Origin of the sequence: Methylobacillus rhizosphaerae (genome assembly GCF_900187985.1) — a bacterium.
GTDB lineage: Bacteria > Pseudomonadota > Gammaproteobacteria > Burkholderiales > Methylophilaceae > Methylobacillus > Methylobacillus rhizosphaerae.
The window spans coordinates 114,582-134,130 of the sequence record NZ_FZOA01000005.1 but is presented as its reverse complement, the minus strand read 5'-3'; the positions used below and the strand labels follow the sequence as shown (position 1 = coordinate 134,130).

Annotated in this window: 21 protein-coding genes; 15 read left to right on the top strand and 6 right to left on the bottom strand. The window is 53.4% G+C overall.

Annotated elements, in window-relative coordinates; translation table 11 throughout:
• The first annotated feature begins 12 nt into the window (after window positions 1-12).
• The 15 genes from CHB59_RS06940 to CHB59_RS06870 all read left to right on the top strand — a co-directional run bounded on the left by CHB59_RS06940 (window position 13) and on the right by CHB59_RS06870 (window position 12,013).
• Window positions 13-588 (top strand): YceD family protein, encoded by a 576-nt coding sequence (locus tag CHB59_RS06940; RefSeq protein WP_245835081.1) that lies wholly within the window; start codon window positions 13-15, stop codon window positions 586-588.
• A gap of 17 nt (window positions 589-605) precedes the next feature.
• Window positions 606-785: a 50S ribosomal protein L32 gene (gene rpmF, locus CHB59_RS06935; protein WP_020181874.1), complete on the top strand. Its 180-nt coding sequence runs from the start codon at window positions 606-608 to the stop codon at window positions 783-785.
• A 76-nt stretch (window positions 786-861) separates the two neighbouring features.
• The gene (plsX, locus tag CHB59_RS06930; RefSeq protein WP_089375506.1) at window positions 862-1,899 is read left to right on the top strand and encodes a phosphate acyltransferase PlsX; all 1,038 of its coding nucleotides are present in this window, start codon (window positions 862-864) and stop codon (window positions 1,897-1,899) included.
• A 9-nt stretch (window positions 1,900-1,908) separates the two neighbouring features.
• On the top strand, window positions 1,909-2,865 hold the full coding sequence (locus CHB59_RS06925) for a beta-ketoacyl-ACP synthase III (protein WP_089375505.1): 957 nt from the start codon (window positions 1,909-1,911) through the stop codon (window positions 2,863-2,865).
• 38 nt (window positions 2,866-2,903) lie between these two features.
• A complete protein-coding gene (fabD, locus tag CHB59_RS06920; protein ID WP_089375504.1) occupies window positions 2,904-3,833 on the top strand; it encodes an ACP S-malonyltransferase in 930 nt (309 codons plus the stop codon).
• 23 nt (window positions 3,834-3,856) lie between these two features.
• Window positions 3,857-4,591: a 3-oxoacyl-ACP reductase FabG gene (fabG, locus tag CHB59_RS06915; RefSeq protein WP_089375503.1), complete on the top strand. Its 735-nt coding sequence runs from the start codon at window positions 3,857-3,859 to the stop codon at window positions 4,589-4,591.
• Between the two features lie 112 nt (window positions 4,592-4,703).
• Window positions 4,704-4,940 (top strand): acyl carrier protein, encoded by a 237-nt coding sequence (gene acpP, locus CHB59_RS06910; RefSeq protein WP_011479726.1) that lies wholly within the window; start codon window positions 4,704-4,706, stop codon window positions 4,938-4,940.
• A gap of 41 nt (window positions 4,941-4,981) precedes the next feature.
• Window positions 4,982-6,214: a beta-ketoacyl-ACP synthase II gene (gene fabF / locus CHB59_RS06905; RefSeq protein ID WP_089375502.1), complete on the top strand. Its 1,233-nt coding sequence runs from the start codon at window positions 4,982-4,984 to the stop codon at window positions 6,212-6,214.
• 328 nt (window positions 6,215-6,542) lie between these two features.
• Window positions 6,543-7,358 carry an aminodeoxychorismate lyase gene (gene pabC / locus CHB59_RS06900; protein ID WP_089375501.1) on the top strand — a complete coding sequence of 272 codons (816 nt, stop codon included), beginning with the start codon at window positions 6,543-6,545 and terminating at the stop codon, window positions 7,356-7,358.
• A gap of 1 nt (window position 7,359) precedes the next feature.
• A complete protein-coding gene (gene mltG / locus CHB59_RS06895) occupies window positions 7,360-8,364 on the top strand; it encodes an endolytic transglycosylase MltG (RefSeq protein ID WP_089375500.1) in 1,005 nt (334 codons plus the stop codon).
• Window positions 8,354-8,965 (top strand): dTMP kinase, encoded by a 612-nt coding sequence (tmk, locus tag CHB59_RS06890; protein ID WP_089375499.1) that lies wholly within the window; start codon window positions 8,354-8,356, stop codon window positions 8,963-8,965. The genes mltG and tmk overlap by 11 nt, the downstream gene beginning before the upstream one ends.
• Entirely contained in the window at window positions 8,962-9,993 is a 1,032-nt protein-coding gene (holB, locus tag CHB59_RS06885) for a DNA polymerase III subunit delta' (protein WP_089375498.1), read from the top strand. Before tmk ends, holB begins: the two co-directional genes overlap by 4 nt.
• Before the next feature lie 42 nt (window positions 9,994-10,035).
• Window positions 10,036-10,812 (top strand): TatD family hydrolase, encoded by a 777-nt coding sequence (locus CHB59_RS06880; protein ID WP_089375497.1) that lies wholly within the window; start codon window positions 10,036-10,038, stop codon window positions 10,810-10,812.
• Window positions 10,803-11,573, top strand: coding sequence for an MBL fold metallo-hydrolase (locus CHB59_RS06875; RefSeq protein WP_089375496.1), 771 nt, complete (start codon window positions 10,803-10,805; stop codon window positions 11,571-11,573). Before CHB59_RS06880 ends, CHB59_RS06875 begins: the two co-directional genes overlap by 10 nt.
• Before the next feature lie 62 nt (window positions 11,574-11,635).
• Window positions 11,636-12,013 (top strand): hypothetical protein, encoded by a 378-nt coding sequence (locus CHB59_RS06870; protein WP_179212101.1) that lies wholly within the window; start codon window positions 11,636-11,638, stop codon window positions 12,011-12,013.
• Between the two features lie 127 nt (window positions 12,014-12,140).
• Here CHB59_RS06870 and ogt read toward each other — a convergent pair whose 3' ends face one another.
• The 6 genes from ogt to CHB59_RS06840 form a co-directional block, all read right to left on the bottom strand.
• The gene (gene ogt, locus CHB59_RS06865) at window positions 12,141-12,674 is read right to left on the bottom strand and encodes a methylated-DNA--[protein]-cysteine S-methyltransferase (RefSeq protein ID WP_218816218.1); all 534 of its coding nucleotides are present in this window, start codon (window positions 12,672-12,674) and stop codon (window positions 12,141-12,143) included.
• Between the two features lie 63 nt (window positions 12,675-12,737).
• A complete protein-coding gene (locus CHB59_RS06860; protein WP_218816217.1) occupies window positions 12,738-13,640 on the bottom strand; it encodes a DNA-3-methyladenine glycosylase 2 in 903 nt (300 codons plus the stop codon).
• 169 nt (window positions 13,641-13,809) lie between these two features.
• Window positions 13,810-14,088: a DUF3240 family protein gene (locus CHB59_RS06855; protein ID WP_089375494.1), complete on the bottom strand. Its 279-nt coding sequence runs from the start codon at window positions 14,086-14,088 to the stop codon at window positions 13,810-13,812.
• 1 nt (window position 14,089) lies between these two features.
• A complete protein-coding gene (locus CHB59_RS06850; protein WP_089375493.1) occupies window positions 14,090-17,155 on the bottom strand; it encodes an efflux RND transporter permease subunit in 3,066 nt (1,021 codons plus the stop codon).
• Complete coding sequence (locus CHB59_RS06845) at window positions 17,155-18,276, bottom strand: efflux RND transporter periplasmic adaptor subunit (protein WP_179212100.1); 1,122 nt, start codon at window positions 18,274-18,276, stop codon at window positions 17,155-17,157. The genes CHB59_RS06850 and CHB59_RS06845 overlap by 1 nt, the downstream gene beginning before the upstream one ends.
• Window positions 18,273-19,520 carry a TolC family protein gene (locus CHB59_RS06840; RefSeq protein WP_179212099.1) on the bottom strand — a complete coding sequence of 416 codons (1,248 nt, stop codon included), beginning with the start codon at window positions 19,518-19,520 and terminating at the stop codon, window positions 18,273-18,275. The genes CHB59_RS06845 and CHB59_RS06840 overlap by 4 nt, the downstream gene beginning before the upstream one ends.
• Window positions 19,521-19,549: the final 29 nt, after the last annotated feature.

Sequence of the window (19,549 nt, the reverse complement as noted above, 5' to 3'; positions counted from 1 at the left end):
TAAGCCTGAAAAATGGTACTGATTTTTGACAGGGAAACCGACAAATTATATCATGCGCGGCTTATGACTGCACATGCAATCAACATCCCTGTTATTAATAGTCTCGACTTTGCGCGAAAAGCGCTGGAGTTTCGTGATACAATCCCGCTCCTGCGATTTTCTCGCTTGGGTGAGTATCTGGCTGCCTCCAATGGGTCGTTAGAAATCACCCTGATTGGCAAGGCTGACAGCTCAGGTAAGCCTGCACTTCATCTGCAAGTGCAAGGAGTGCTGGAGTTGGCTTGTCAGCGTTGTCTGGATTCATTTGAATACCCGCTGGACGTGACTGCAGAATTTGTAATCGTCGCCAGTGAAGATGCGATTCCATCGCCAGATTCAGGTGAATATGACGATGAGGTGGATTATCTGGTGGCGGAAACGCAAATGCCGGTGATAGACCTGGTAGAAGACGAGATATTGCTGACCTTGCCGCTGGCTCCTAAGCATGCTGATGAGGCTTGTAGTGGAACAGGCAGGGTTGAGTTGGAAAAACCGAGTCCTTTTGCTGTGTTAAAAGGTTTTAAAGCTGGCAAAAGCCAAAACGATTAGTTAAATAGGAGTAAATTATGGCCGTTCAACAGAATAAGAAGTCACCATCAAAGCGTGGTATGCACCGTTCCCACGATTTTCTGACTAACCCTCCGTTGGCAGTTGAGCCAACTACTGGCGAAACCCACTTGCGTCACCATGTTAGCCCAAACGGCTACTACCGTGGTCGCAAGGTTATGCCTGCCAAGGGTGAGTAATTCATCTGAATTTTTTCAGATTATATGCGCCAGCCTCCAGAGCTGGCGCTTTCGTATTTAACCTCCGATTGTGAGCATGGATATAACAATTGCTATTGACGCGATGGGAGGCGATCATGGCCCTCATGTCACCATTCCCGCCGTACTTCACGCTATCCGACATGATAGCCAGCTAAGCATTATCCTGGTTGGACCAAGGGATGTGCTGGAAGCTGAGCTTGCTGCGAATAAAGCTGAGGCAGGCCCCAGGCTCAGGATTCATCACGCCAGTGAAATCGTGGCAATGGATGAATCTCCGCAGAGTGCACTCAAAAACAAAAAAGATTCCTCCATGCGTGTGGCAATCAACCTCGTCAAGAGTGGCGAGGCCAACGCGTGTGTCAGTGCCGGCAATACCGGTGCACTCATGGCGACGGCACGGTTTGTCCTGAAAACCTTGCCAGGCATTGATAGGCCTGCGATTGCAGGCATCCTGCCCACGCAAAAAGGCAAGGTATATATGCTGGATCTGGGAGCGAATGCCGATTGTACGCCAGAGCATTTATTGCAGTTCGCGATCATGGGCGCCATGCTGGTGTCCTGTGTTGAGCACAAGGAGCGCCCGACTGTGGGGCTGCTCAATATCGGCTCGGAAGACATCAAGGGTAATGAGGTCGTAAAGCAAGCCGGTGAATTATTGCGTGCCAGCCACTTGAACTTTTATGGCAATATTGAGGGCAATGACATTTACAAGGGCACGACCGATGTCGTGGTCTGTGATGGTTTTGTCGGCAATGTAGCACTCAAGACATCGGAAGGCCTGGCCCAGATGGTCAATCGCTTCCTGACGCAGGAGTTTAAGCGCAACTGGCTGACAAAAATGACAGCCTTGATGGCCATGCCGGTTCTGAAGGCATTCAAGCGCCGCCTCGATCATCGCCGTTACAATGGTGCCACTTTCCTGGGGCTGCGCGGCGTTGTGGTCAAGAGTCATGGTGGCGCAGACAGCCTGGCATTTCAGTATGCCATTCGAGCGGCGGCAGAAGAGTCGCGTAATGGCGTGCTGGAGCGTATTACTGAGCAGCTGGAGATTGAGCACCTTCAACCACAGCTTGCCAGTCAAGAAATTAAATAAAGAGGATATATGACCATTTATTCACGCATCTTGGGAACTGGCAGTTATCTGCCAGAAAAAATCCTGACTAACGCTGATCTTGAGCGTATGGTCGACACGACAGATGAGTGGATTTATACGCGCACGGGTATTCGTCAACGTCATATTGCCGCAGAAAACGAATTTACCAGTGATCTGGCGCTCAATGCAGCCAGGCGTGCGCTGGAAAGCGCAGGTGTGGCTGCTGATGCGCTGGACTTGATTATCGTGGCAACCACCACTCCCGATCGTGTGTTTCCGAGTACCGCTTGCTTGTTGCAGCAGAAGCTTGGTAATTCCGGGGCACCTGCATTTGATGTGCAGGCAGTTTGCAGCGGTTTTATCTATGGGTTGGCAACTGCGGACAATTTTATCCGTAGCGGTGCTGCACGTACGGTGCTGGTAGTGGGGGCCGAAACCATGTCGCGCATTACTGACTGGACAGACCGCAGCAATTGTATCCTCTGGGGCGATGGCGCCGGGGCAGTCGTGCTCGGTGCCAGCGACCAACCGGGGATCATTTCCACTCATCTGCATGCAGATGGCCAGTATTCCAAAATGCTCAATGTACCCAGCGGTGTTTCCGAGCGCGGCGAGAATGGCACCATCCACATGGAAGGCAATGCGGTTTTCAAAATCGCAGTCAATACTCTGGACGCTATTGTAGATGAAACGCTTGAGGCCAATGGCATGCAGAAATCCGATATCGACTGGCTGGTGCCTCATCAAGCCAATATCCGTATCCTGCAATCCACGGCGCGCAAGCTGGGCATGGATATGGAACGTGTTGTCGTAACTGTGGACAGGCATGGTAATACTTCAGCAGCTTCCGTACCATTGGCACTGGATGTGGCCATACGTGATGGGCGCATCAAGCGTGGTGAAACTGTATTAATGGAGGCTTTTGGTGGAGGATTCACCTGGGGCTCCGTACTTCTTAAATACTGATCTGATCAGTTTCTACGACCTCGATAAAGGCCGAACTCATGAAATTTGCATTTTTCTTTCCCGGACAAGGTTCCCAATCTGTTGGCATGATGCAGGGATTCGGTGATCTTGCCATTATCAAGGATACCTTTGTTGAAGCCTCAGATATTCTCGGGGTGGATTTCTGGCGCATGGCGACTGAGCCGAATGAAGTGCTCAACCAGACCAGCAACACACAACCTCTGATGCTGGCTGCCGGCATTGCCACATGGCGTGCATGGCAGGCTCAGGGAGGTGCTTTGCCAACAGTGTTGGCAGGCCATAGCCTGGGGGAATATTCCGCATTGGTAGCCGCCAACATCATTTCCTATGAGACAGCCTTGCCGCTGGTACGTTTTCGTGCAGAAGTCATGCAGCGTGCGGTGGCTGAAGGTGTGGGAGCCATGGCAGCTGTACTGGGGCTGGATGATGATACTGTACGTGCAGCTTGTGCTGAAGCAGCACAGGGTGAAGTGCTTGAAGCCGTAAACCTGAACTCTCCAGGGCAAGTGGTGATCGCAGGGCACAAGGCAGCGGTTGAACGTGGCATTGAGGCGGCCAAGAGCAAAGGGGCAAAGCGTGCTTTGCTGTTGCCGGTCAGCGTCCCTTCACATTGCGCCCTTATGAAGCCTGCAGCCGATGAACTGGCCCAGTACCTCAAGGATCTCAACTTTAACGCAGGCCAGGTGCCTGTGCTGCATAACGCAGATGTGACAAGCCACCACGATGCGGAAGAAATCAAGAATGCGCTGGTGCGCCAGCTTTACAGCCCTGTGCGCTGGGTAGAAACCGTGCAGGCTGTGCACGCATCCGGCGTGACTGCCAGCGCAGAATGTGGCCCAGGCAAGGTCTTGGCCGGGTTGGTGAAACGTACTGTTGCCGAGTTGCCTTGTATCGCACTGGTCAATCAGGATGCGCTGGCGGAAGCCCAGGCACAATTTAACCAATAATATAAATTTAAGAGGAGGCAATCATGCTGGAAGGGCAAGTTGCACTGGTAACCGGCGCTAGTCGCGGCATTGGCGCTGCGATTGCGCTTGAATTGGCAAAGCAGGGCGCTATCGTTATCGGTACCGCCACCACTGAGTCCGGGGCTACACAGATTTCACAGGCTTTGAATGCACATAAAGGCCTTGGCCTGGCACTGGATGTCAATGATGCTGCCCAGGTTGAATCTGTATTGAAGAACATTGCCACCCAGTTCGGTGATGTCAGTATCCTGGTCAACAATGCAGGCATTACACGTGACACATTGTTGATGCGCATGAAAGATGAAGATTGGGATGCCGTGATTGCCACCAACCTGACTTCTGTTTATCGTATGTCCCAGGCAGTGTTGCGCCCGATGATGAAAGCAAGACAGGGGCGTATCATCAATATTTCCTCTGTCGTTGGCCACATGGGTAATCCAGGGCAGGCCAATTATGCAGCGGCAAAGGCGGGCATGGCTGGATTCACACGCTCACTGGCTGCAGAAGTTGGCAGCCGTGGCATTACCGTGAACTGCATTGCCCCTGGTTTTATTGATACGGATATGACGCGTGAATTGCCTGAGGCAGTGCGCGAAGAGTTGTTGAAACGCGTGCCAGCAGGCCGTTTCGGCGATGTGGCCGATATTGCCGCAGCCGTCAGTTTCCTGGCTTCGGCCTCTGCCGGATACATCACCGGCGAGACCTTGCATGTGAACGGTGGCATGTACATGGCGTAATGCCCTGTATGATAGCTATACTGCTTAGTCATTCTGTTTTTGAATTCCTCGGGACTTTTGATAGAATAGCCCGAGCTTTTTTAAGCGACTTAACTTGAAAGGAATAATTTAGATGTCTGACATCGAACAACGCGTTAAAAAGATCGTATCCGAGCAACTGGGTGCAAACGAGGCTGACGTTAAAAACGAGTCTTCTTTTGTTGACGATCTGGGTGCTGATTCTCTCGACACCGTAGAATTGGTGATGGCGCTGGAAGAAGAATTCGACTGTGAAATTCCTGACGAAGAAGCCGAAAAAATTACTACTGTTCAGCAAGCGATTGACTACGTCAACGCAAACCTGAAGTAGTTTTTTCTTTTTCCAATTTCTGATTTTTTCTTGGAGTCGTCTTGTCCAAGCGTAGGGTAGTTATTACTGGCCTGGGCGTTGTGTCACCTGTAGGTATAGGTGTACAAACATCCTGGGCCAACCTTGTGGCCGGCCAGTCCGGTATCACCAACATTACCAAATTCGATGCTTCTGCATTTGCTTCGCAAATTGCAGGTGAGGTCAAAGGATTTGATGTGTCTCAATATCTGCCTGCCAAGGAAGCACGCCGAATGGATACCTTTATCCAGTACGGCATGGCAGCAGCCATTGAGGCCGTCAAGGACTCCGGCATCGAGGTGACTGACGAAAATGCTGAGCGCATCGGTGTTTCCATCGGTTCCGGTATTGGTGGTTTGCAGTTGATTGAAGATACGGACAAGTTGTATCACGAGTCCGGGCCTAGAAAGATCTCACCATTCTTCATCCCTGGCACTATTATCAATATGATTTCGGGTAACCTTTCCATCATGTATGGTTTCAAGGGACCCAACGTCGCGATTGTGACTGCCTGTACCACAGGCACACATTCAATTGGTGATGCTGCCCGCATGATCGAGTATGGAGATGCAGACGTCATGGTCGCCGGTGGCGCCGAAGCACCAATCACAGAGCTTGGAGTTGGTGGTTTTGCTGCAGCGCGTGCCTTGTCCACTCGCAATGATGATCCTGCCACAGCCAGCCGCCCCTGGGATGCTGACCGTGATGGTTTTGTCATTGGTGAAGGTGCCGGAGTTCTGGTGCTGGAAGAGTACGAATCAGCGAAAAAGCGTGGAGCAAAAATTTACGCAGAGCTGGTTGGTTACGGGATGAGTGCCGATGCTTATCACATGACGGCGCCAAGTATGGATGGACCACGCAGGTCAGTAGTCAATGCATTGAAGAATGCCGGACTGAATCCTGATCAAGTGCAGTTTGTGAATGCTCACGGTACTTCGACACCCCTGGGTGACACGAATGAAACCAACGCAATCAAGGCGGCATTTGGTGATCATGCCAGGAAACTGGTGGTTAACTCCACCAAGTCAATGACAGGTCACTTGCTTGGTGGTGCGGGAGGGTTGGAGTCAGTATTTACTGTGCTGTCTATCTACCATCAGGTATCACCACCTACCATCAATATCTTCAATCAGGATCCTGAGTGTGATCTGGATTACTGTGCAAATGAAGCCAGGGACTTGAAAATTGATGCGGCTGTAAAAAACAATTTCGGTTTCGGCGGCACTAACGGCAGTCTGGTTTTCCGCAAGGCCTGATCTTTATCTGCTTCGTCAGAGGCAACCATAAAAGCCCGCGCACTCTCTCAGGAGGCGCGGGCTTTTATGCACAGATTGCTGATATGTGACAGTAAGATGTACGCTTTAATGCTTGTTTATATGGGTGTTTTTTTAACTTATTGATTTTAATAAATAAAATTATCTGCCTAAAAACTGGGCGATTTAAAAAAACTGTAATGATAACGATAGCTTAGCTTACCTTTCCTAAGCTCATCCACAAAACTATCCACAGCTTTTGTGGAGAGATTTTCTTTCTAAGCCGATCAGTATGCTTTAGCATGGGCGACTATTCATTCTGCATATGGTTATGAGCTCAACTTCCTTCCTCGTCAACGGCATGCCTGGCGCAGCCATTTCCCCTCTGGATAGAGGATTGGCCTATGGCGATGGGGTGTTTCGCACCATTGCTGTGCGGCAAGGGCAGCCTCTGCTGTGGGATATCCATTATCGTAAACTTGCAGCGGACAGCGCCCGGCTGGGGATAACATGTCCTCCTGCCGATATATGGCGCGAAGAAATGGCCCGCTTATTTGCAAAGCAGGATAGTGGGGTTGCCAAACTGATACTGACGCGGGGCATTGCTGAGCGCGGATATGCGTTTGCCCCACATGCGGAAACGACGCGCATCATTATGCGGACAGCCTTGCCTGCCTATCCTGAAAAGAATGCCAGCGAAGGGATACGCGTACACCTGTGTGCAACAAGACTGGCACATCAGCCCTTACTGGCAGGCATCAAGCATCTCAATCGCCTGGAAAATGTATTGGCACGAAATGAATGGCATGATCCGGAAATCAGCGAGGGCCTGATGCTGGACCAGGAGGGCTGGGTGATAGAGGGTGTCATGAGTAATATCTTTGTACGCTCAGGTACAATGCTGGTGACTCCAGCATTGGAGCAGTGTGGTGTTGCCGGCGTGACGCGGCAGCGCATTCTTGAACTGGCTCCCAGTTTTGGCCTGACACCAGACATTGTGCATTTATCCCTGCCGGAGCTGATGCAAGCCGATGAGGTTGTGATGTGCAACAGCCTGTATGGAGCCTGGCAAGTAGTAGATTTTAATGGACGCACCTGGGCGAAGGGTGAACTGAGCACCAGCTTGCGTCGAGTATTGCAGGAATAGCATGCGTATATTGAAGAGTGTTTTTTTGTTAGTGGCTTTAGCAGTCATCGGATTTGCTGCCTGGATGACTTATTTTCTTGTCACTCCTTTGCAGTTTGCTACCCAGACAGTTGAGTTTGAGTTGCGCATGGGCAGCAGTTTGCGTACCACTGCCCAGCAGTTGGTTGATCAAGGGGTGCTACAGGAGCCCTGGCGTTTCATCCTGCTGGTCAGGGCCATGAAAATGTCGGCTGGCATCAAGGCTGGCAATTACCTGCTGGAATCAGGGCAGACGCCTTATGAACTGTTCACGACACTGAGCAATGGCAATGTGACTCAGGACAGCATCACCTTCATCGAAGGCTGGAATTTCTCCCAGATGCGCCAGGCATTGAATAAGCATGAGTCGATTCGGCATCTGACCATGGCTTATACCGATGCGGAAATCATGCATAACATTAATGCCGCCGAAACATTGCCGGAAGGGTTGTTCTTCCCTGATACCTATTATTTCAGCCGTGGCATGAGCGACCAGGACATCCTCAAGCGTGCCTATGTGGCAATGCAGAACCGCTTGCGCGCTGCCTGGGAACAACGTGCCGCCGGGCTGCCATATGCTTCTCCTTATGAGGCCTTGATCATGGCTTCTATTGTGGAAAAAGAAACTGGCATGGCCAGCGAGCGACCTGTCATTGCCGGTGTATTCCTGAACCGGCTACGGGTAGGGATGCGGCTGCAGACAGACCCGACCGTGATTTATGGCATGGGAGAAAGTTTTGACGGTAACTTGCGGAAACGTGACCTGACAAGCGATACACCATTCAATACCTATACCAGGGCAGGGCTGCCACCCACACCGATAGCGATGCCCGGCATGGCAGCGATCACTGCAGCATTGCACCCAGCAACAACCAATGCGTTTTATTTCGTTGGCAAAGGCGATGGCAGCCATCAGTTTTCCCGGACGTTGAGTGAGCATAATCGTGCAGTAGTGCGCTATCAGTTGAAAGGTGGAAATGCGCGGTAAATTTATTACTCTGGAAGGCATGGATGGAGCTGGAAAAAGCTCCCATATCGATAATATCCTGGCCACGCTCAGGAACCGCGGCCTGGAGGTGGTGGCAACGCGGGAACCGGGAGGTACGGAACTGGGAGAAAAGCTGCGTGAATTGCTGCTGCACCAGGCCATGCATGCAGAAACGGAAACCCTGTTGATGTTCGCTGCCAGGCGGGAGCATATTGCTGAAGTGATCGAGCCGGCGCTGGCACATGGTGCATGGGTGGTATCTGACCGCTTTACCGATGCTTCTTTTGCCTATCAATGCGGCGGGCGTGGCGTGGAGCGTAGCAAGGTGGAAGTCCTGGAGCAATGGGTACAGCAGCACCTGCAGCCAGACCTGACGTTATTGTTTGACGTGCCGGTGGAGGTAAGTGTGGCACGGTTGGCCGCGGCCAGGACACCAGACAAGTTTGAGCGCGAAAGTGCCGAATTCTTCCGACGTATCCGCAATGGCTACCTGTCACGGGCAGAAGCACATCCACAGCGTTTCCGTCTGATTGATGGTAATCGCCCCCTGGAAGTTGTCCGGCAGGAAGTCGTGAATATCCTCAAGGACTTTTGCGCATGAGTGTGCAGCAGCACTATCCCTGGCATAACAGCACCTGGCAGCGCCTGCAGCAATCGCGGCAGCGCAGGCACCATGCCTTGTTGTTACGCGGCAGGCAGGGCATTGCCAAGCTGGATTTCGCCAACCGACTTGCCCAGTCATTGTTATGCCAGTCCCCGCTGGACAATGGAGATGCCTGCGGGCAATGCGTGAGTTGCAGCTGGTTCGCGCAAGGTACGCACCCCGACTACCGCTTGCTGACACCGGAGCAGGACGCGCCTGAAGGCGCAGAGGCAGCGGCAGCCAGCGGTAAAAAGGCTGTACGCAAGAGCACACAGATCTCGGTTACCCAGATTCGCGAGCTGGCAGGGTTCCTTGAACTTTCCAGCCATCAGGTCGATGGTCGGCGCGTGGTGGTCATTCATCCCGCAGATGCACTGAACCAGACGTCTGCCAATGCCTTGCTGAAAATGCTGGAAGAGCCACCGGCCAATGTCATATTTCTCTTGGTAACCAGTCATCCGCAGCGGTTGCTGCCCACCATCATGAGCCGCTGTCAGCAAGTGGAAATGCCGACACCTGCTGAGGCGGAGGCACTAGCGTGGCTGGAACAGCAAGGCGTGCAGGATGCAGCTAACTGGCTGGCATATAGTGGAGGATCACCGCTACAGGCTGCAGAGGCTGCGACTACAGGCAATGAACGCCTGCAGGCGTTGGCAACACGCCTGGCACAAGGGCAGGGGTTGGACCCGTTTGCGACAGCCAGTGAATTTGCCATGCTGGGGATGGAGGAGGTCATGACTGCATTGCAGAAATGGCTATATGACCTGCTGGCCATCAGCCTGGATACCCAGCCGCGCTATCACCTGAACAGCCTGCCTGCTTTGCAAGCATTGAGCAAAAGCGTAGACTTGAGCGAGTTGCTGGCGTACCAACGTGATGTGGATAGCGCGCGGCGTTCTGCCAGCCATCCATTGAATAATGAACTACAGCTTGAGCATTTGCTGTTGCAATACAGCAAATTGTTTTCCAGCAAGGCGCGCACCTGATGTGCCTGCTGATGAGCTAAAAACCTGGATTGAAATTGTATTATGTTGGTCGACTCTCATTGCCACCTCAATTTTCCTGAGTTGCGGGATAACATGCAGGCCTTGCGAGCTGCCATGCAGGAAGCAAGGGTAGGGCATGCACTATGCATTTCCGTGACGCTGCCTGATTTTCCACAAGTGCTGGCCGTGGCTGAGGCGAATGAGAATTTTTATGCGTCGGTAGGTGTGCATCCGGATTATGAAAGCGAACCTGAGTTCAGCGAGGATCAGCTGGTTGCCCTTGCTGCGCACCCGAAAGTGGTTGCCATCGGTGAAACTGGATTGGACTATTTTCGCTTGACCGGTGACCTGGAATGGCAGCGTGAACGCTTCCGTACCCATATCCGTGCGGCGATCCGGGCACAGAAGCCCCTGGTCATCCACACCCGCAGTGCGGCTGAGGATACCTTGCGCATTTTGCGCGAGGAGCATGCCGAAAAGATCGGTGGTGTCATGCATTGCTTCACGGAAAGCCTGGATGTTGCCTTGGCGGCAATAGAGCTTGGGTTTTATATTTCCTTTTCCGGTATTGTCACCTTCAAGAATGCCGTAGCGCTGAAGGAGGTTGCCAAGGTGCTGCCACTGGACCGTATCCTGGTCGAGACGGATTCCCCTTATCTCGCACCGGTGCCGTTCCGGGGTAAGCTTAACCAGCCAGCCTATGTGCGCTATGTCGCAGAGGAAATTGCCGCGCTGCGCGGTATCAGTTACCAGGAAGTAGAACAGGCCACGACAGAAAACTTCTTCCGCCTGTTCAAGGATGCCCGTCCATGCAACTGACCATGCTGGGCGTTGGCTCCAGTGCCGGAACACCGGTCATTGCCTGCCAATGCGCTACATGCCTGTCAGACAACCCAAGAAACAAGCGCACCCGCTGCTCCTCCCTGATCACCCTGGACAATGGCAAGAATATCCTGATTGATACCGGGCCGGATATCAGGCAGCAGGCATTGCGGGAAGGGATCACGCATGTGGATGCCGTGCTCTATACCCACACTCATGCTGACCACATGCATGGAATTGATGACTTGCGCGCCTTCTGTCAGCGTCAGCGCCAACAAATCCCGCTGTATGGTAGGCCGGATGCCATGGAACATATCGTCAGCAAGTTCGGCTATACCATCCGTGAGGCTGGAGATTACTGGGATTTGCCGATCCTGAGCGTCAATCCGGTTGAGCAGGCATTTGAATTGTTTGGCACACAGATACTGCCGGTACCCATTATGCATGGACGCCTGGCCATGTATGGATACCGGGTGGGAAAGCTGGCATACCTGACAGATGCCTCAGAAATCCCGCCCAGCTCCATGGCGCTGTTGGAAGACCTTGATGTTCTGTTGCTGGACTGCCTGCGTTACACGCCACACTACACGCATTTCAGCCTGGAGCAGGCATTGGAGCAGGCTGCCATCATTGGCGCGAAACAGACCTACCTGATCCATATGACTCATGAAATGGAGTATGAAACGGTCAGCAAAATGCTGCCATCCTCCGTACAGGTAGGGTATGATGGACTCAAGCTTGAAATAGCGGATTTTTAAATTACAAGGGCCTGGCGCATGGCGGACAGGCCAGAATACAGAGGAAGAAGGAGTAAGTAGTAATGGTATTGAACAAGAAATGCTTGCTGGTCATGGGTGCGTTATTGGCCTCTATCATGATCACCACACCTGTTGTAGCTGAACCGGCTAAGAAAACCTACACTGAAGAGGAGTTCCTGAGTGCGTTTGGCAACAAGACCCGTGATGCAGTAGCCAAGCAATTGGGACAGCCACTCAAGAAAGAGCAATCTGTCAAACCCAGCAATGCATCCAATGTGATCGGCCGACCAACTGAGAAAGAAGGTAAGCCAGACCAGGTGGAAATGTGGTACTACAAGGAACTCGTCAAATACGATCCAAAACGTGCACCTTACAAAACGATCGAGCTGACTTTTGTGAATGATAAATGCGTGAATATTGCATTCTTCAATAACAGGTAGTCTTCAACACTCTCGTGATTAATATCCAGGCCTCGCCATTTGTGCGAGGCCTTTGTCATTTCTGGTCACTTTTTTTGTCATGCAAGTGTTCATGTAGTACGGAAGCACATACAGGCATTCTGGTTTTCTATATCAGGCTGCCTGTCAGCATCCGGCTTTCGTGGGCCAGCAGCCACTGTTTCCGTGGTAATCCGCCGCCATAGCCGGTCAGTGACTGGTTGGCGCCAATCACGCGGTGACAGGGAATGACAATCGAAACAGGATTGGCCCCATTGGCCATGCCAACGGCACGCACCGCAGCAGGCCTGCCGATACGTTGTGCTAATGTTCCGTAACTGATGGTATGCCCATGGGGAATTTCCCGCAGGGCTTTCCATACCGCTTGCTGAAAGTCTGTGCCACCCGTGGCGACGGCAATCTGGTCAATGGCCGGGATATTGCCGTCAAAATACTCCAGCATGGCTTGCGTGGCTGGAGAGACGGTGCTGGTTTCATGCAGGACGATGCTGTGTTCGCGGTATTGGCGCCTGAACAATACATGCATATCATCCTCGTGGTCCTGCCAGTCCAGCGCACGCAAACGCTGTTGCTCATCTGTCACGATCAGCATCTGGCCAAGTGGGGTAGCTACTCGCTCCAGTAGAAAATCCATTTGTATCATGAATAGCCTCCTTCCATATTCATTCTGTACCAGCGATGCGCGGATGGTGTCGCCGGATGTCCACTATGCCTCATGACCAGAGAGCCATTGCCATAAGTGGGCAGCCAGGATAGCGCGCCAGGGACTGAATGGTTGCAGCCACAATTCAGCTGCTTTTTCATCCAGCTCACTGCATTGTATCAATGTGCGTATGGCACGCCTGACTGCAGCATCGCCATGCAGGGAGCCATCGAGCCAGCCATAGCCGCGCAACAGGGTGTAGTTGATAGTCCATGGGCCGACACCCTTGATACTCCTCAGTACGCTGAAAATCTCCGGAACCTGTTCCGGCGGGGAGTGCAGCCATGCATCGAGAGGCAGGTGCTGTTCCAGTACGGCCTGGCTGATGGTGCGCAGGGTATTGCTTTTACTGCGAGACATGCCGGTCAGCCTGAATGCATCATCATCCATATTGGCGAGATGACTGGCATCTGGATAGCAATACATCCCGGATGAGTGCCGGATACCCAGCTCCTGGATCAGTCGCCTGCGTAATGCAATGGCAGCACGCAGACTGATCTGCTGACCGGTCACTGCCCATGTCAGCGCCTCAAACGGCGAGGCACAGACAGCAACCAGCAAGCCAGATTGCTGCACGAGAATATCCCCGATCAAGGGGTGATCGCCATGCGCAGCCTCGAATGGTTCAATGGGCTGGGTCAGCTCCAGCATGTGCCTGGCCATGGTTTCCAGCGCCTGCGCATCACCTGGGGAATCTGTTGCACCATCCGTATGCAGCTGCACGTGCGCCTGGAATCCCGAAAACATAATCGTCAACAGGGCAGGGTGACCGTTCCACATGATGCCCTTTTGCAGGGTGTTGCCTGCCACCATCTCGGAAACACTGTGTTCATCCCGGCCATGGAATGCCAATATGTCAGTATGGCGATATCCAGGCGGCAACTTAATCGATTGCGTGATCAGCATGACCATCTATCTTGTGTGGCACCTTGTGTCAGGATTTTTGCACAGGACAGGGCATTCAAAAGGTGGGGAACCAGATTGGCGGATGCGGTATTCATGCCCTTTACTCTAAACTGTTATGGCTAAGTGTGCATCTCAAGTAGCTGCCAAGAGCTGGTTGCCAGTTGCTTCGTTATTCCAGTTTCATGGCGCGAAACCTCACCAGCTCTGTGGAAAAATGCTGGTACAGGCCGGAGCGTAAATCATCCACCTGTCCTGATGGCAGTTCCAACGTGAATAAAACCTGCTGCCTGCAACCGGCAACCTTTTCCTTCAGGCTGTGCAGCGGCTGTCCATATTGTCGCACCTCGCCGGTTTCAAATACCAATGGCTGCGGATAATGCAGCAACCAGTCGATGACAGCCTCTTCAAGCCTGTCTGCTACCACTAGCTGGATAAGGGTATGGGACATTTTAATTCCTTTCCCGGAAACCGAAGCGGCGATAAAGAATCGGCAACAGGATTAGGGTCAACAGTGTAGAAGTCACCAGCCCGCCGATGACTACAATCGCAAGCGGTCGTTGTATTTCCGAACCTGGGCCGCTGGCAAACAGCAAGGGCAGCAACCCGAAAGCAGCGATGCTGGCAGTCATCAGCACAGGCCGCAAGCGGCGCTTGGCACCTTCCATGACGATCTCTGACAGTGCCATACCCTGGTCGGCAAGCTGATTGAAATAACTCATCATAACCACGCCATTCAGTACAGCAATCCCGAGCAAGGCAATGAAGCCAACTGATGCCGGCACGGACAGATATTCACCCGATGCCCACAATGCCAGCACACCGCCTATCATGGCGAACGGGATATTGCACAGGATCAACCCTGCCTGGCGTAATGAACGGAACGTGGCAAACAGCAGCAGGAAAACCAGCACAATTGCCAGCGGCACTACGACACCCAGCCGCGCGGCGGCACGCTGCTGGTTCTCGAACTGTCCGCCCCATTGCATGAGGTAGCCCTGTGGCAGCATGATATGCTGCTGGACCTTGCTTTTGGCTTCATCAACAAAGCCGACAAGATCACGATCTCGGATATTGGCGACCACTACGACCATGCGGTTGCCGCGCTCACGGTCAATTTTTACCGGACCATCCACACGTTCCAGGCTGGCGACAGTACTGACGGGCACATTACTACCATCCGGCAGGGTGATCCTGAGATTGCTGAATTCGGCAACAGAGCCTTGCAATGCTGCATTGCCTCGTAACAATACCGGCGTACGAACTGGTCCCTCCTGTACGATACCGATCTGCCTGCCTTCGAGCTGGCTGCGTAACGTGTCCTGCAGTTGCGTGATATCCAACCCCAAGCGCCCTGCAGCCAGGCGGTCTACCGTAATGCGCAGATATTGCACACCAGCATTGATCGGCGTGTAAACATCTTCCGATCCGCGAATATCCTGCAGGATGTCCACGGTCTGCAAAGCAAGCCGGTTCAGCTCATCCAGGTCATCGCCAAATATCTTGATAGCAAGGTCGCCACGCACGCCGAGAATCATCTCATTGACACGCATTTCAATAGGCTGGGTAAATGCATAATGAATGCCAGGCACTTCATGCATGGTCTGGCGCAAGGCATCCAGCAGCACATTTTTGTCCGGGGAGCGCCATTGCGAGCGTGGCTTCAGCACAAGAAAACTGTCAGTCTGATTGAGTCCCATCGGGTCCAGTCCGAGTTCATCCGTGCCGGTTCTGGCCACGATTTCTGTAACTTCCGGTACCTGGGCAAGAATTTTCTGCTGCACAACCTTGTCAATGCCCAGCGCTGATTCAAGGTTGATAGAGGGCAGCTTCTCGGTTTGCATGACCACATCACCTTCATCCATTTGCGGCATGAAGGTTTTGCCTATCAGGGAGTAGATAAAAGCTGTCACCAGCAGCAATACAAGGGCCAGGCTGCATACCAGGCGGCTGTGAGCCAGTGACCATTGCAGTGTCGGCTGATAGAGGCGCAAGGCCTGACGCACCAGCCATGGCTCTTTGTGGCTGACTTTTCCCAATAGGAAGGAGGCCAGGACAGGGATCACAGTCAGTGACAACAATAGGGAGCCGGACAGGGCAAACACGATGGTCAGTGCGACCGGGGAAAACAATTTTCCTTCCAGGCCCTGCAGGGTCAGCAAGGGCAGAAACACAGTCACGATAATGATAATACCGGCAGTCACCGGGACACTGACTTCGCGTACCGCACGAAAAATCAGGTGCAGGCGTGGCAGGCGCGATGGTCCGTCATGTGCCAGGTGGGAAATAATGTTTTCGACAACCACCACCGCCGCATCCACCAGCATACCGATGGCGATCGACAGCCCACCCAGGCTCATGAGGTTGGCAGACAGGCCGGACTGTTGCATGAGTATGAAGGTAATCAATACTGCCAGTGGCAGTGAAAGCGCGACTGTCAGGGCAGCACGCAGGTTGCCAAGAAACAGTATCAGCAATGCGATAACCAGCACAACGGCTTCCAGCAAAGCCTTGCTGACGGTGCCAACTGCCTTATCCACCAGGGAGCTGCGGTCATAGAATGTATGCAGTGTCACACCTTCCGGCAAGCTGGCGCTGATTTCATCCAGCTTGGCCTTGATGCCATGCACGACCTCGCGGGCATTGGCGTCCCGCAGGCTGAGTACCAGCCCCTGCACAGACTCCCTGTGCCCATTAGCCGTGACAGCCCCATAACGGGTCAGGGCGCCCACCCTGACCTGGGCGATATCACCGATACGCACCGGCATGCCATTGACACTGCGGATGACCGTCTCTGCTATATCCTGCAAGGTCTTGAACCGGCCTTCGGCCCTGACCAGCAGGGATTCTTCGCCATCATCCAGCCGTCCGGCGCCATCATTACGATTATTGAATTCCAGCGCCTGTTGCAGTTGCGCCATGCTGATGCCGCGTGCATACATGCGGCTGCGGTCCGGCATAATCTCGAAACTGCGGACAGTGCCTCCCAGCGCATTGACATCTGCCACGCCAGCCACAGTCCGCAGGGCAGGGCGGATGACCCAGTCCAGCAGGCTGCGTTTCTCCTGTAACGAGATATCGCCTTCCACGGTAAACATGAACATCTCACCAAGAGGAGTGGTCATGGGGGCAATGCCGCCGCTGATATCCTCTGGAAGTTTTTCCCACACGCCATTCAACCGCTCCGTGACTTGCTGGCGCGCCCAGTAAATATCGGTGCCGTCAGCAAAATCGATGGTGATGTCAGTCAGCGCATATTTGGCAACCGAGCGCAACATGGTCTGGTGCGGTAGCCCAAGCATCTCAACCTCAATCGGCGCTGTAATGCGGGCCTCAATATCCTCAGGCGACATGCCGGGCGCCTTGATAATGATTTTTACCTGAGTGGAAGATACATCAGGAAACGCATCAATCGACAAATGGCGAAAGGCCTGGAAGCCGGCGCCAGCCAGGACTGCTGTCAGCACCAGCATAAGCAGGCGCTGGGTCAAGGCCAGCCGAATCAGGGAAGAAAACATTATTTCTCCTCCCCTGAGTGGCCGGTCCACACGGCCTTGAGGGTAGCAATCCCACTCAAGGCAATCCCGGACTTCAGGGCAGTACTGGATTTGACAGTCACCTGGTCACCTTGCTCAGCGACGATATCAACGGGATGCACTTCAAAATGCAGCTTGTCGACACTACTGAAAATATAGGTTTTTCCTTCATGCCGGGTAATGGCAGTGCGTGGAAGGCGATAATGCAATGCCTGACCGCTGCCATCCACTGGCTCCAGTGACAGTTGGGCCTCGACAAATTGCCCTGGTACAAACTGCTGGCCCGTATTCCGGAACTCAGCGCGAACCTGCACTGTCTGGTCGGTGCGGCTGGCATTGCGCACAATGGCAATGACTTTGCCTTGAATGCCAGCGCTGCCTAAGCTGATCGCAGTTCCATGGCGAATATTGGTCAATTGGTTCACCGGGACATGAATCAGTACCCACAATGTGGACAGGTCGGCGATCCTGAACAAAGGTGTTGCCATATCCACGCGCTGACCGGTGTGGACATTCTGCTCTATGACCTGGCCGGCAATCGGCGCAGTCAATGTCGAACCGCTGCCAAGCTGGGATGCCTGTCTGAGCCTGGTAATAGTGGCATCATCCAGTCCGGCAATCCGCAGGCTCTGGCGGCTTTGCTGCAGGGCGGCATCAGCATCCTCAAACTCTCCCTGTGTCAGCAGGAAGCGACGCTCGGCAATAATGCCATCCTGAAACAGCTCTGTATCACGATCCAGGTTCTTTTTGGCCAGTCGCTGGCGGGTCTGCGCCTGTAAATAATCCCGCTGCAAGGCCAACAGCGTCTGGCTGCTCAAGTGGGCAAGCACTTGTCCGCGCTGCACATCCTGCCCAATAGCGGCATATAGTTTGTCCACCATGCCGTCCTGAGGAGCACTGACTATATGCTCCTTGCCGACCGGCAGTATGATCTCCCCGGGCAGCATCAGGCTATTGAACGAGCTGACAGTTTCAGCTTGTCCCAGGCGGATGCCCAATGCAGACTGCTGTGCTGCTGTCAGGGTTACCTGCTCACTTGCAGCAGCGCCCAGGCTCCAGCCCATGATGAGGGAGAGTAGGGTAAAAGATGTAAATTTATTCATGGCAAGACTCCAACAGCTTGGTTGAATTTGGCAATATCCCATTTCATTTGTATCTGGCGGCTCTGGAAGGCACGCTCTGCATCTGTCGCCAATGCCTGGACACGCATCAGGCCAACCAGGTCGCTTTCTCCAAGCTGGAAAGCCTTGCGCGCCAGGCGCAGGTTCTCCCGGGCAATTTCGCGTTGCCGGGTGGCGATTTCAAGCTCATCCCGGGTGACTTCTAGGTTATGCATGCTTTCATGTAGCATGGTCTCCATGGTGAGGCGTAGCCGCTCAAGATCGGCAGCCGCACGGGCGAAGTTACTGTTGGCGGCGGCCAGCATGGGGGCAGAGCGCACTTCTGCATCAAGTGGGATTCGCACACTCAGGCTCAATGCGCCGTTGAATTGCGTATCAAAGCCGCCGCGTATTGTGCGCGTGCCTAAATTGACCTGCGGGTTTTCGCGCTTTTCGATATTAGCCAGATGCACCTCATCCTCGGCCAGGGCCAGCTTTGTCCGTGCTGCTTTCAGCAAGGGATGGTGATCCTGCAGCTCCTGGATGGAAGCGAGGTTTTCTGTTGGCCGGGCAGGCAGGGTCTCCAGCCCGGTAAGCAAGGTATATCGGTGTCGTGCATGCTTGACCTCTGCATCAGCACGCACTCGTGCGGCCTCTGATTTCAGAGTCTCATCCTCTGCCAGCATGGTATCAGTGCGTGGAAGCTCACCAGCTCGGAAACGCGCTTCGACATCCTGTTGAATGGCCCGTGCATTGTCCAGGCGGTACTGGGCAAGCTTGAGGGCATTTTCCTGCATGGCAATATCCCAGATCGTATCGCGCACCAGGCCAGCCAGTTGCATCATGAAACCTTCACGGCTGGCAGCAACGCCATCATGACTGCTATTGGCCACTGCCTGCCGGGCAGCGCGCTGTCCCGGAAGCCAGATGGGCAGGTCGACACCGGCCTCCCACTCCCGTTCTCCACGGCCACTGCTGAAGCTGTCATTGACCATGCGTAGTGCTATGGCCGGTGCCGCTGGCAGCATGCTTCTTGCCCGGGTGTAACTGGCCTGTGCCTCGATATCCAGTGCCTGCAGCAGCTTTTGCTCGGGATTCCTGTTATAGGCGGATTCCAGTACTTCCCGTAATGAAAGTGTCGCATTTCCCTCCAGCACATCATCATGGTCCACCTGAATAACGGGCAGCTCTTCTTTAGTATCTAATTCAAATGTCCCGGCATGGGCGTGCAGAAATAGACAACTCATGGCCAGGGATAGCCATGTCATTCCATATG